Origin of the sequence: Pseudomonas cannabina (assembly GCF_900100365.1) — a bacterium.
Classification (GTDB): Bacteria; Pseudomonadota; Gammaproteobacteria; order Pseudomonadales; family Pseudomonadaceae; genus Aquipseudomonas; species Aquipseudomonas cannabina.
The window spans coordinates 1,421,501-1,434,064 of sequence record NZ_FNKU01000001.1 but is presented as its reverse complement, the minus strand read 5'-3'; the positions used below and the strand labels follow the sequence as shown (position 1 = coordinate 1,434,064).

Sequence of the window (12,564 nt, the reverse complement as noted above, 5' to 3'; positions counted from 1 at the left end):
AAGTTGAACTGTAAACTGACGATAATTGATCAGTGACCGGGAATATTTTCACCGCGCAGCCAATTTACATACAAAATCACAGGCTTGCGCCAGCCGCACTACTGATAACAACTTTCTACGTAATTCATGGCCGCCTGAATAGATGGAACTGCCCGCAAGTCTTCGTGAACACCCAGCCACACATCAACGTCCAGAGGTGCGGACAATTCCACACGGCAAAGACGCGAGCTCTCCCCGACCGCATAACTGGGAAGTAACGCAATACCCACACCGGCCTCGGCTGCACGAATCTGCAACTCCACGGTTTTCGCCTCGAGAATAAACGGGCGCTCACCGACCACGTTTCTCAGCCAGCCATTCTGGGCGGGACTCATCAACTCATTATCATAGGCAATGAACTCATACTGTTCAGGGCGCCGCTGTTCCAGGTAAAAGCGGGCGCAGTAAAATGAAAACGACGCCGTGCCAATGCGTCGGGCAACAATACCGCTCTCGACCGGTCTGGAAAAACGAATACACAAGTCTGACTGGCAGGAGGACAACGATGAATACTGATTGTCGCCTAACAAGCGCAAGACAATACCCGGGTGCATGGCGCGAAAAGCACCCAGTTGTGGCACCAGCTTTTCGACCGCCACCGAAGGCGGCGCACTGATGGTGACCTCAGCGGTCTGGACAACCTGAGCAGCAATTGCAAGCCTGCAGACCGCTTCGGACTGCTCCTCGATCTGTCGACCGATCACCACCAGACGCCGCCCCTCATCCGTCAGCTCATACAACCGCTTGCGGCGATCGACCAGTTTCACGTTAAGAGACCTCTCCAGCGAAGCAATACGACGCGACACCGTTGCGTGCTCTACACCCAGCACCCGGGCAGCCCCGCTTAGTATCCTCTGAAAAAGCCCATTTTTTTGGAGAGGAACCGGGCTGGAGCGCCTGTATTTACTGGCTTCGACTTTTGAAGAAAAGGCTTTTTCAGACCTTCCCTTAGCGATTTGATCGCAGAAAACGTCACAAAGTAATGCAGATCCTCCCAATCAAAACAAATCCGCGGATTTCTCAAACTATCGATAAGGTCACCGGAAACAGGTCCATCCAATGGAGTCGATCTCATTCGGTCAATATCCTTATACGATCAGCACGGTCAATTACCGTCGTTGGCGTTACGAAGCTGATGGTGATGAAAAGTGCGAATCGGTTGGAATACAGCTGGTCGCTTCCTCTGGATCCGATGGCGTAAAGGGTAGCGTTGGGTAGTTTAGGCGCTGCTTCAGGAGGGATTGCGGAGATGACGTCGGATATTCCAAGACTAAAATGTCTAGGGTCTGTTCCCGTTTCATCGCGGCCGTGATGAAACGGGAACAGACCCTGGAGTGTTTTCAGATTCATCTGCCTGCTGACATCGCCTTGAGACGACGTTGCCTATTCCGGTCACCCATCAAAAAAACAAGTATCTCCCTACCCGAAACACAACTAATATTTGCCAATGATCAAAGAACTGAAAACCCTTATTGCCGTCGCTCGAGAAGGCACATTCGCCGCAGCCGGGGACCGTATCGGCCTGACCCAAGCCGCCGTTAGCGCACAAATGCAGCGTCTCGAAGCCGAATTGGGCGTCGAGCTATTCGACCGCAATGGCCGCTCCGCGCAGTTGAACCGGATGGGTCAGCAGGTTTTGCTACAAGGTCAGGAACTGGTGCGCCTCTACGGCAATCTGGGCAGCGCGGCAGTCGGGCTTGCCCCCAATATGCTGGTGACTATTGGCGCCATCGCTTCCGTGCAGCGCTCTTTCCTGCCCGATGCGCTGGCACACTTTCATCGCCAGTTTCCGCAATGCCGGGCGCGCATTGTGCCGGGCCTGTCAATGGAACTGGTCAATCAGGTGGACGCAGGCGAGCTGGACATGGCGGCAATCATTCGTCCGCCCTTTTCGCTGCAAAGCGATCTGCGCTGGACCACCCTGACGCGAGAGCCCTATCGCCTCATCGTACCGGTCGATGTGCAAGGGCAGGACTGGTCAGAGCTGATCTCCAGCCAGCCTTTCATCCGCTACGACCGATCATCCTTCGGCGGGCGGCAAGTCGACCGCTTTCTGCGCCAGACGCACGTTGCGTTACGTGAAGTGTGCGAACTCGATGAGCTGGATGCCATCGTCAAACTGGTTGCCAACGGCGTCGGTGTGGCACTGGTGCCGGAAACGGCGACCATTCAGGCGTGGCCGCCGACTGTGCGGGCCATCGACCTCGGTCAGCACACGTTTCATCGCGACATAGGCCTGGTGCACCGTGCGAAGCGCAGCCTTTCCGAGCCGGTGAGGACGCTCGCGCAACTGTTGAGCGAGCAGGTTCAGGGCGTGCAGTGACAGGCAGGGCCACTGCTGCTTCGGGACTATTTGGCGAACAGCTGGCTCATGTCCTTGAACGCCTTGAATTCCAGCGCATTGCCACAGGGATCGAACAGGAACATGGTGGCCTGTTCGCCGACCTGGCCTTTGAAGCGAATATAGGGTTCGATCACGAACTCAATGCCGAACGACTTCAGACGCTCAGCCAATGCTTCCCACTGCGCCCACTCCAGAATGATGCCGAAATGCGGGACCGGCACGTCGTGCCCGTCCACCGGGTTGCTGTGAACGCTCTCTTGGGACGCTGTTTTGGGATGTTCGTGAATGACCAGTTGATGGCCGTAGAAGTCGAAATCGACCCACTGCGCGCTGGAACGCCCTTCGGCAAGTCCAAGTACTTCGCCGTAAAAAGCCCGGGTGGCGACCAGGTCATAAACAGGGATTGCCAAGTGGAAAGGAGAAAGGCTCATCAGAACTCCGGAGGCGATGTGCAGAATCAGATGTCGAACGGCAGCTTGCGCGATTCAACGGTCCGTTTGAAGGTGGGTCTATCCTAAAACCGGCCTTAACAAAATAAAATCAACATGTTTTAGTGGGAAGCACAAATAATATTTGTGCTTACCACGCCGTCAGCCGTTCAAAACTTACCTGTTACGGCTGACCGGAAAGCTTCATGATCATCCGCGACAGCAGGTAGACCCTCGGCGCCACACTGCCCACTTCGGCATATTCTTCCGGCGTGTGAATGTTGCCGCCGACAATACCGAAACCATCCAGCGTTGGCGTACCGACGCTGGCCGACAGGCTCGAGTCAGCCGCCCCGCCGCTGCCTTCAATGGTCAGTGTGCGGCCCAGTTCTCCGTAGATGCCCTGCGCCATGGCCACCAGCGCATCAGACTTGGGCGTCTGCGGCAGGGGCGGCAGGCCGCGCACCAGGCTGGTCTTGACCTCGGTATCGGGCACCAGTTTGTTGGCCGACACCTTGGCAAGATCCTGCTCGATCCGGTCGAATTCCCCCGGCACCGCCGCTCTGACATCAGCTTTGGCGCTGGCCTGATCCGGAATCACATTGGTGCGGTCACCGGCCTTGAGCACCGTGAAATTGATGGTGGTTTTCTTCTCCTCATCGCCCAGCTTGCCAAGCTGCAGGATCTGATGCGCCACCTCGGTGGCCGCGTTGCGGCCCAGTTCCGGAGCAACACCCGCGTGGGATGCCTTGCCCTTCACTTCGACCAGCGCCGTTGCCGAGCCTTTGCGCCATACCACCAGCCCGTCAGCCGGACGACCTGGCTCCAGGTTCAGCGTGACATCATGCTCTTTGGCGGTTTTCTTGATCAGCTCGGTAGCGACCACCGAGCCGGTTTCTTCACTGGCATCGAGCAGTACGGTGATCTGCGCGTAGTCGGTGAATTTCAGGTTGTGCAACACCTTCAGCGCATAAATGGCGGCAACAATACCGCCCTTATCGTCCATCACGCCGGGGCCGTAGGCACGGCCGTCCTTGATGTGAAACGGCCGCTCTGCCGCCGTACCCTCTTTGAACACGGTGTCCATGTGCGCCATCAGCAGAATCTTCGCCTTGCCGGTGCCTTTCAGGGTGGCGATGACATGATTGCTGGCTTCAGGCGTATTCGGCACCTGTTCGATGCTTGCACCGAGCTTTTTCAGCTCGTCGATGGCGATATCGCTGACCTTGGTCAGGCCCGGCACGTAGCCGGAACCCGAATCGATGTTCACCAGACGTTCCAACAGTTTCAGGGCGTCGTCCTGATATCGCTCGGCATCGGCTTGAATGGCTTTGTGCGGTTCGGCCATGGCCATCGGCGTCAATGCAGTCAGCGCCAGCGCCAGGCCCAGATGAGCGGCAAAGGGCGTGCGGGAAAATGAGCGCATGGTTGTTCCTTCCTTGTGGCTGATTAACTTCGATTTTCAGGAACATACCTTACAAGCGCGCGGACTGTCATGAGCGCGCGCCGCTCAATGCTCCATCAACGAATCAATGCCATCCGGTTTGTCATGGACGCCAAACCTTTCCACCAATGTGGCCGTGGCGCGGTTCATGCCGACCACATCCACACTGACGCCCGCTTTTCTCAACTTCAATACCACCTTGTCCAGCGCGGCAACCGCCGTGATATCCCAGAAATGCGCCTCGCGCAGATCGATGGCGAGTGTTTCAACGTTTTCCCGCAAATCGAAGGACGCCATGAAACGGTCGGCTGAGGCGAAGAACACTTGGCCGGTCACGTAATAGGTGCGATGGCTATGGAACGGATCACGGTACGAGGTGACGTCCAGGTAATGGGCGACTTTGCTGGCAAAAAACAGGGCCGCCAGTAAAGACCCGACCAATACGCCATAGGCCAGGTTATGGGTCGCCACCACGACAACCACGGTGACGACCATCACGATATTGGTCGAGAGCGGATATTCTTTGAGGTTGCGGATCGATCCCCAACTGAAGGTGCTGATCGACACCATGATCATCACCGCCACCAACGCGGCCATGGGAATGCGCGCCAGCCAGTCGCCGAGAAACAGCATCATGATCAGCAGCAGGATGCCCGCGCTCAGGGTGGAAAGCCGCGTTCTGCCACCGGATTTCACGTTGATCATCGACTGACCGATCATGGCGCAGCCCGCCATGCCACCGATAAAACCACTGGCAATGTTAGCGATGCCCTGCCCCTTGCACTCCCGATTCCGGTCGCTGCCAGTGTCGGTCAGGTCGTCGACGATGGTTGCGGTCATCATCGACTCAAGCAAACCCACGACCGCCAGCGCGGCAGAATACGGCAGGATGATCAGCAGCGTATCGAGGCTCAGCGGCACGTCAGGCCACATGAAGGTCGGCAGGCTGTAGGGCATCGCACCCATGTCACCCACGGTTCGCACATTGAGACCCATATAAATGGAAATCGCCGTGAGCAGCAGAATGCACACCAGCGGCGAAGGCAGCAGTTTTCCCAGCACCGGTACGCGGGGAAACAGATAGATGATCGCCAGACCGGCGGCGGTCATCGCGTAGACCGGCCAGCTGACATGAGTGAGTTCCGGCAGTTGTGCCATGAAGATCAGAATCGCCAGCGCGTTCACAAAACCGGTAACGACCGAGCGCGACACAAAGCGCATCAACTCACCCAGCCGCCAGTACCCGGCAATGATCTGCAATACGCCGCACAACAAGGTTGCTGCCAACAAATACTGCAAACCGTGCTCTCTTACCAGGTTGACCATCAGCAGTGCCATCGCACCTGTGGCAGCGGAAATCATGGCCGGACGGCCGCCCACGAAAGCGATGATCGTACAGATACAGAACGACGCATACAGCCCGACTTTCGGGTCTACGCCGGTGATGATCGAGAATGCGATAGCCTCTGGAATCAGGGCCAGGGCAACAACCAGCCCGGCAAGAACATCGGCACGGACGTTGGAAAACCACGCAGCTTTGATTTTTTCAAGCATAGAAATACCTGTGAAAGACACAGCCGGACGCACAGCAACAAGTGCCGGACGAGCAAGCGCATCAGTTTTCAATTGAGGAATAACGGAGGTGGCCGCAACCGCAAAGCGGGCACAGCAACGGGTGACCGCAGTCAGTGGCGATCAGGGTGTGGCGAGGGGGCGTAGCGCTAAGGCGGCGTAGGCAGCCAGCTGGAACGAGACACGTGAGTTTCCTTTGATAAGTCGAAGGACGCCGTCATGATAGACCTATCCGTTTGAGGGGTTCAAGCCGTACGCGCCCTTCAGTCGCCTGCAAGGACGGATGGATTAATCTCTGTAAAGGACGTCACCCGCGGTCTGATCCGCTTTTTTGCGCGCAGATTGACGCTGTTCGAAAAATCCGCTTTCGCTCATGATGCGCGGACTGTCCACACGATGCTGCCCATGAAACGCTACGAAAGATTCGCTGCCGATATCTCGGAAATGATTCGCAGCGGTGTTCTGCCTGCCGGTGCAAAAGTCCCTTCAGTGCGGGTCGCCAGTCGCACCTGGTCGGTCAGTCCCGCGACGGTTTTCAAAGCGTACTACCTGCTGGAAGACAAGGGCTTGATTCAGGCTCGCGCGCGCTCGGGTTATTACGTTCGGGAGCATGTTGACAACGCGCTGACCGAACCTGAGCTGGTCAGGCACAGCAGTGAAGGCACCGAACTGGGGGTCAGTGATCTGATCTTTTCGGTGCTCGGGTCGCTCAAGGATCCGGATACCGTGCCCTTCGGTTCTGCGTTTCCCAGCCCGCACCTGTATCCGCTGCCGCGTCTGGCAAAATCGATGGCCTTCGCTGTCAGGGCGATGACGCCGACAGGCATCGTCGCTGACATGACGTCCGGCAACCCTGAACTGCGCCGACAGATCGCCTTGCGCTACATGATCGGCGGCGTGCGCCTGCCCGCCGACGAACTAGTGATCACCAACGGCGCCATGGAAGCGCTGAACCTGTGCCTGCAATGCGTCACCGAGCCCGGCGACCTGGTCGCCATCGAAACGCCCGCGTTCTATGCATGCCTGCAAGTGCTGGAGCGACTCAAGCTCAAGGCCGTCGAGATCCCCGTGCACCCACGTGATGGCGTGGACCTGGACTCGTTGCAAGACAGCCTGAGCCGTTTGCCCATCAAAGCCTGCTGGTTCATGAGCAGCTTTCAGAACCCGCTGGGTGCCAGCATGAGTCAGGAGAAAAAAGTCAGGCTGTACGATCTGCTGGAACAGCGGCAGATACCGCTGATCGAGGACGACGTCTATGCTGAGTTGTACTTCGGAGCCAAGGCGCCGCACCCGATCAAAAGCCTGGATCGCAGTGGACTGGTGATGCATTGCAGCTCATTCTCCAAGACTCTGGCACCCGGTTACCGGGTCGGTTGGGTGGCCGGAGGACGCTATACGGAGCAGATCGATCGCCTGAAACTCATGACCACGATATCGCCCTCGGTCCCCGCCCAGGCCGCCATCGCCGATTACCTCAAGCACGGCGGCTATGACCGGCACCTGCGCAAGCTGCGCGACACCCTCGAACTTCAACAAGGTGCGATGCTCGCCGCTGCCGCCCGATATTTCCCGGCAGGGACTCGCGTCACAAAGCCCGTCGGCGGCTACTTTCTGTGGTTCGAGTTCCCGGAGCAGGTGGATTCGCTGCAGCTCTTTCGCCTCGCGCTGGCACAAGGCATCAGCCTGGCACCCGGCCCGATGTTTTCAGCCTCGCGACGCTTCAAGCACTGCGCACGCCTGAACTACGGCACGCCATGGGATGAGCGCAGCGAACAAGCCATGGCGATGCTGGGGCGCATCATTGCGTCGTTTTGAGAACTTCACTCAAGCCACTTCACGGCAACTGATCTGTATTTTTTAGCTGTTTCTGAATCTGTACCAGAAAATGGCTGCACACGATAATGGCAGCGCATTCAAACGCGCATGCCCACTGCCATTAGCTGGCACCTGCGGCATGCCACATGGCAGATCAGCAGGAGGTTTTCATGGGCAAGCTCGGACTTTCATTGATAGGTTTTTTGTTGTTGGCGATTGCGGTGGGCTTATTGGGGACTATTTCGCCGTATTGAGGGGCAGAGTTGGCTGGCTGACCATACCGGCGCCACGCTCTGATAAACGGCGACTGTCGCCTCGCTCTTCAGCCAGGAAATGCCGATGGCCAGCCAGAACGAAAAAACCCGCCAAAAGGCGGGTTTTCAGTTTCAGAAGCTTTGAATATTGCTCCTGAAATATAGTCTTGCTCCACGACCTGGACTCGAACCAAGGACCCAGTGATTAACAGTCACTTGCTCTACCAACTGAGCTATCGCGGAATGAGCGCTATGTTACTGATTAGGAAAAGGAAGTCAAGCGAGGGCTGAAAAAATTTCGGCGCTGCGGCTTGCGCGCGTCCAGCGTCACACACACGTCTCAAGGTGGCCATAGAACGAGCTTCTGCCCGAAGGGCGCAGGAGTTTCAGGAGGTTACGACGGCTACGATGGGCTGCTAAGCGGCCCCAAAACAGGTCACCTCGGTTGTATCAGATGTACCGCATGCCTCTGCACGCAGCCTCATGCACGCCGAGCCATCTGATCGTACTGAACTTGGCGCTTATGTCACATCAAGAAACACCTGCTTCGGCTGACACCGAGCTGGATAGTCCCTTTCCCACGGCTCAGGTATAACAAAAAAATGGTCTTGCTCAAGACAGTGCAAGCACGTTACACCGCAACCTTCGTGGGGTTCATGGCCCTGGTCATTGTCCTGACGGTTTACGGTATAGGTCAGTTCGTTTCCCCCAGGCTAACCGCCAACGACGAAAACATGCTGACCGCCAAGGCGGCGGACATCAGTAACGAGATCAAGACCGAGCTGGCGCGCGTGCAGGCGCAAGCACGGGTGATTACTGAACTGGTGCCGCAGCTTTCCAGCGACGATATCGATCGCCTGCTGCCTTTCATGGTCAACCAGTACGGTGAGGCCAAGGTGTTCGGCGGCGGTATCTGGCCTTTGCCGAACGTGCGCACGCCGGGTCGGGCCAAACACAGCACCTTTTACCATCGCGACGCGTCGGGCAAGTTGATCGTCAACACTCACTGGAACTCGCCCGAGTCGCTCAACTATTTCGAACAGGGCTGGCATAAAGGCGGCTTGAGCGCCCCGGCTGGCCAATGTGCCTGGGCACCCGCCTATCAGGATGCCGCCAGCCCGGAACCGCGTACCAACTGCGCAATGGCCATCTCCAAGGACGGCCAACCGTGGGGCGTGTCGACTATCGACGTGACGCTGGGCTTCTTCAACACCCTGGTTGAAGCCAAGGAGCGAGAGGTCAACGCCCGGATCATGATCATCGAGGCAGACGGCAAGATTCTGTCTAACGTGCCGGGCAGCAGCGACAAGATCGTGTTACGCAACGTTTCCGAGCTGGCTGCGCAGTCGCCGTTCATCAATGGCATCAAGTCGGCGCTTGCGAGCAAAGGCACCGGTACCTCGCGCCTGACTTACCAGAACAGCGATGGCGAAGAATCAACGCTGTTCCTGATGCCGGTGGCAGGCACGCCCTGGCTGTTGGCCGTGGCGCAAAACACCGCACTGCTGAAAAGCCAGAGCGAGACTGTTTTGAACACCCTGGCCTGGCTGCAGATTCCCATGTTACTGGTACTGCTGGTGCTGATGATTGTCGCGCTGCGCACGCTGATGAATCGCCTGGGCGTGCTCAAAGCCAACATCGACACCCTGTCAGCCGGCGATGCCGACCGGACGCGACGCATTACCGTCAACGGCCATGATGAAGTCGATCAGGTGGGCGAATCGGTCAACAACTTCATTGCTTATCTGCAACGCATGATGCTCGACGTCAGCAGTTCCACCCGTGACATCGCCAGCGGCATCGAGCAGCTGCGCAGCCAGGCCAGCGTCACTAACGCGATTCTGGTTCGTCACGCCAACGAAACCGATCAGGCGGTGACGGCGATCATCGAAATGTCTTCCACCGCTGACGAAGTGGCCCGCAGCGCGGCACAGACGGCCAGCTTCACCCAGTCCGCCAACGAAAACGCGCAAGTGTCGAAAACCGTGGTTGCGGAGGCATCCGACAGCGTCAGCGCGCTGATCAGCGAGGTTGATTCGGCGACCAGCAAAGTGCAGTCGATGGAACAGTACGCCAAGCGCATCAACGCAGTACTGGCGGTGATCGGCGAAATCGCCGGGCAGACGAACTTGCTGGCGCTAAACGCCGCCATCGAGGCCGCGCGCGCCGGTGAACAGGGTCGCGGCTTCGCGGTGGTAGCCGATGAAGTCCGCGCCCTCGCCGCCCGCACTCAAGCCAGCACGTCGGAGATCAACGAAATGCTCGGTAGCCTGCAACAAGGCGTCAGCGCTGCCGTTGCGGCGATGGAGAAGACCCGCCAGAGCTGCCAGGCCACTGCGGGCAAGACCACGGCCGTCACCGTCGGACTGGACGAAATGACCAGTTCGGTCCTGCAGATCAACGACCTGAGCACGCAAATTGCCACGGCGGCCGAGGAACAGAGCGCCGTGTCCGATGAAATCAGCCGTAACATCATTGCGGTGCGTCACATCGTTGAAGAGCTGGTCGAAGGCGGCTCCAGCAACGAGCGAAGCACCGCTGCGCTGTCCGAGTCCAATACCCGCCTGATCGCCTTGGTGCGACGCTTCAAGGTCAGCTAAAACCCGAACCGGGCCTGGCGCTGCATGCGTCAGGCCCGCGGGCTACTTGATCCGGTAATGAAAGGTGTTCTTCACTCCTGAAACGGTGACCGCCCTGCCCTCGACAATCTTCGGCTGATAGCGAAAGGTTTGCGCCGCCGTCAGCGACGGGCGCATGAACAGCGGATGGCAGCTGCCTTGCACCTGCGGGTTGACCACTGTGCCCTGCGGCGACACGTCGTACACCACCGTGCAATCACCCTCGATGCCTTTGTCCAGTGCACGTTCCGGGTAGTCCGGCGCCTCTTTGCTCAATGGCTGATATTGACTGCTGTCGGCCGCGACCTGCTGTTGTGCCGGCTGCGCAGCTTGAGCTTGCCGGGCGCGCTCGGCGGACTGACGCGCCTGTTCGGCCTGACGTTGCTGCTCGGCCTGAAGCTGTTCACGTTGCTGCTCGACCAGGCGTTGCTGCTGTTGCTCATCACGCACGCGTTGTGCACTTTGACGCTGTTCAGCCTCACGCTCACGCTTCTGCTCATCCACCCGTTTGCGTGCCAACGCGGCCTGCTCCAGCTGACGCTGCGGTTCGGCCTGTGGCTTTACGGTGTCGACCGGTTTGGCCACCGGCAGCGGCGCTGGCACAGGTGCTGGCGCAGAAACCGGCGGCGGAGTCTGAACAGGCTCGATGACCGCCGCCGGGGCGGCTGGCACGGGTACCGGCGCTGGCGGCAGGATCAGTAGCTGAGTGGTCAGCGTTCGCGGTGGCTCGGGCGGTTTTTCACGTGCGCTCCAGCCAAGCATCAATCCGCCGATCAGCGCACCGTGCAGTGCCAGCGCGACAGCTGCCGCCAGGCCATTGCTGCGCAGCCAGGGCCAGTTCAGCAGGTCGCCGCGTGGCGGGTCATAGCTTGGGGCCAGGCTGTTCATTGTGGCGCCTCGGTCACCAGCCCGAGTTGCGTCACGCCACTGCGTTGCAGCGCGGCCATGGCGGCGACCACGCGGCCATAATCAGCTTTGTCATCGGCACGAATGAACACGTGCGTGTCCTGACGCTCGGCCACCAGTTGCGCAATGCGCCCTTGCATGTCTTCCAGGCTGGCGGCCTGATCGGTCTGCGACTGCGTGTCGACGGTGTCGCCTAGATTCCAGTAGTAACCGCCCTGCGCCTTGACGGACAGCGTCACGATGCGCTGCCGGGTATCACTGGCAAGCGCCTGGCTGGCGACTTTCGGTAAATCGAGCTTCACGCCCTGCGTCAGCATCGGCGCAGTCACCATGAAAATCACCAACAGCACCAGCATCACATCGATGTACGGCACGACGTTCATTTCGGCTTTCGGGTCGTGTTTACGTTGTGGTTTGACCAGCATGGCAAGTCCTCAGGCCGCAGCGGCCATGTTGCGTGTCAGGCCTTGCAGGGTGCGGTTCAGGCGCACCTGCAATTCGTTGCCAAAGGTGTAATAGCGCGCCGTCAGGGTCTGGCCGCGCGCAGCGAAGCGGTTGTAAGCAATGACCGCCGGAATGGCGGCAAACAGGCCGATGGCGGTGGCGATCAGAGCTTCGGCAATGCCCGGCGCGACCGTCGACAGCGTGGCCTGCTGCACCTGTGACAGGCCGATGAAGGAGTTCATGATCCCCCAGACGGTGCCGAACAGGCCGATATAGGGGCTGACCGAGCCGACCGTGGCGAGAAACTGCAGACCTTTTTCCAGCTGCAATTCCTGCTCGCTGATAGCAACCTGCAATGCGCGCTCGACGCCTGACAGCACCGTATCACGCTCGATGCCCGGACGCTGTTTGAGCTGCACGTATTCGGCGTACCCGGCGTTGAAGACCTGCCCGATTCCGTCGGCAGCCTCCTGGGCCGAACGCGAATACAGCGGCGCCAGTTCGGTTTCGCTGCGAAAACGCTGCTGAAAGGCATCCAGCGAGCGCTCGTATTGGCGCAGCGCCAGGCTGCGCTGGATGATCAGAAACCAGCTGACCAGCGAAGCGAGCAGCAAAATCAGCATCACGGCCTTGACCAGCAGGCTGGCATCACTGATCAGGCCCCAGACGGTCATGTGTTCGAGGGTGGCGTGCATCGTGG

At 58.8% G+C, this 12,564-nt stretch carries 10 protein-coding genes, 1 tRNA gene and 1 pseudogene; 4 read left to right on the top strand and 8 right to left on the bottom strand.

Annotated features, from left to right (window positions below; all coding sequences use genetic code 11):
* Positions 1–98: 98 nt before the first annotated feature.
* Positions 99–806 carry a LysR family transcriptional regulator gene (locus tag BLT55_RS06765; protein WP_244159015.1) on the bottom strand — a complete coding sequence of 236 codons (708 nt, stop codon included), beginning with the start codon at positions 804–806 and terminating at the stop codon, positions 99–101.
* 680 nt (positions 807–1,486) lie between these two features.
* Between BLT55_RS06765 and BLT55_RS06755 the strand changes: the two genes are divergently transcribed.
* Positions 1,487–2,362, top strand: a complete 876-nt coding sequence (locus BLT55_RS06755; protein WP_007249256.1) for a LysR family transcriptional regulator — start codon at positions 1,487–1,489, stop codon at positions 2,360–2,362.
* 26 nt (positions 2,363–2,388) lie between these two features.
* On the opposite strand, the gene BLT55_RS06750 is transcribed toward BLT55_RS06755, so the two are convergent.
* The 3 genes from BLT55_RS06750 to BLT55_RS06740 all read right to left on the bottom strand — a co-directional run bounded on the left by BLT55_RS06750 (position 2,389) and on the right by BLT55_RS06740 (position 5,809).
* A complete protein-coding gene (locus BLT55_RS06750; protein ID WP_007249255.1) occupies positions 2,389–2,814 on the bottom strand; it encodes a VOC family protein in 426 nt (141 codons plus the stop codon).
* 181 nt (positions 2,815–2,995) lie between these two features.
* On the bottom strand, positions 2,996–4,237 hold the full coding sequence (locus BLT55_RS06745) for a M20/M25/M40 family metallo-hydrolase (protein WP_055000982.1): 1,242 nt from the start codon (positions 4,235–4,237) through the stop codon (positions 2,996–2,998).
* Positions 4,238–4,321: 84 nt separating this feature from the next.
* A complete protein-coding gene (locus tag BLT55_RS06740; RefSeq protein WP_055000981.1) occupies positions 4,322–5,809 on the bottom strand; it encodes a SulP family inorganic anion transporter in 1,488 nt (495 codons plus the stop codon).
* Positions 5,810–6,232: 423 nt separating this feature from the next.
* Here BLT55_RS06740 and mapR point away from each other — a divergent pair, with 423 nt between their 5' ends.
* A complete protein-coding gene (gene mapR / locus BLT55_RS06735; RefSeq protein WP_167359953.1) occupies positions 6,233–7,642 on the top strand; it encodes a GntR family transcriptional regulator MpaR in 1,410 nt (469 codons plus the stop codon).
* Positions 7,643–8,066: 424 nt separating this feature from the next.
* Here mapR and BLT55_RS06725 read toward each other — a convergent pair.
* Positions 8,067–8,139, bottom strand: a tRNA-Asn gene (locus BLT55_RS06725).
* A gap of 359 nt (positions 8,140–8,498) precedes the next feature.
* Between BLT55_RS06725 and BLT55_RS34700 the strand changes: the two are divergent.
* Positions 8,499–9,635, top strand: a pseudogene (locus tag BLT55_RS34700) (cache domain-containing protein); the annotation flags it as partial.
* A gap of 15 nt (positions 9,636–9,650) precedes the next feature.
* Positions 9,651–10,496 (top strand): methyl-accepting chemotaxis protein, encoded by an 846-nt coding sequence (locus tag BLT55_RS34695; protein WP_412778959.1) that lies wholly within the window; start codon positions 9,651–9,653, stop codon positions 10,494–10,496.
* Between the two features lie 42 nt (positions 10,497–10,538).
* Here the strand turns inward: BLT55_RS34695 and BLT55_RS06715 are convergent, their stop codons facing one another.
* From BLT55_RS06715 to tolQ, 3 genes are read right to left on the bottom strand one after another with little or no spacing between them, the layout of a single operon-like run.
* Positions 10,539–11,402, bottom strand: coding sequence for an energy transducer TonB (locus tag BLT55_RS06715; protein WP_055000600.1), 864 nt, complete (start codon positions 11,400–11,402; stop codon positions 10,539–10,541).
* Complete coding sequence (gene tolR, locus BLT55_RS06710; protein WP_055000599.1) at positions 11,399–11,845, bottom strand: protein TolR; 447 nt, start codon at positions 11,843–11,845, stop codon at positions 11,399–11,401. Before tolR ends, BLT55_RS06715 begins: the two co-directional genes overlap by 4 nt.
* A 9-nt stretch (positions 11,846–11,854) precedes the next feature.
* Positions 11,855–12,559: a protein TolQ gene (gene tolQ, locus BLT55_RS06705; protein ID WP_055000598.1), complete on the bottom strand. Its 705-nt coding sequence runs from the start codon at positions 12,557–12,559 to the stop codon at positions 11,855–11,857.
* Positions 12,560–12,564 lie beyond the last annotated feature (5 nt).

Excerpts from the sequence above, each read along its gene's own strand:
- BLT55_RS06755 (WP_007249256.1), top strand. The coding sequence starts at position 1,487 with ATGATCAAAGAACTGAAAACCCTTATTGCCGTCGCTCGAGAAGGCACA.
- BLT55_RS06750 (WP_007249255.1), bottom strand. The coding sequence starts at position 2,814 with ATGAGCCTTTCTCCTTTCCACTTGGCAATCCCTGTTTATGACCTGGTC.
- BLT55_RS06745 (WP_055000982.1), bottom strand. The coding sequence starts at position 4,237 with ATGCGCTCATTTTCCCGCACGCCCTTTGCCGCTCATCTGGGCCTGGCG.
- BLT55_RS06740 (WP_055000981.1), bottom strand. The coding sequence starts at position 5,809 with ATGCTTGAAAAAATCAAAGCTGCGTGGTTTTCCAACGTCCGTGCCGAT.
- mapR (WP_167359953.1), top strand. The coding sequence starts at position 6,233 with ATGAAACGCTACGAAAGATTCGCTGCCGATATCTCGGAAATGATTCGC.
- BLT55_RS34695 (WP_412778959.1), top strand. The coding sequence starts at position 9,651 with ATGATGCTCGACGTCAGCAGTTCCACCCGTGACATCGCCAGCGGCATC.
- BLT55_RS06715 (WP_055000600.1), bottom strand. The coding sequence starts at position 11,402 with ATGAACAGCCTGGCCCCAAGCTATGACCCGCCACGCGGCGACCTGCTG.
- tolR (WP_055000599.1), bottom strand. The coding sequence starts at position 11,845 with ATGCTGGTCAAACCACAACGTAAACACGACCCGAAAGCCGAAATGAAC.
- tolQ (WP_055000598.1), bottom strand. The coding sequence starts at position 12,559 with ATGCACGCCACCCTCGAACACATGACCGTCTGGGGCCTGATCAGTGAT.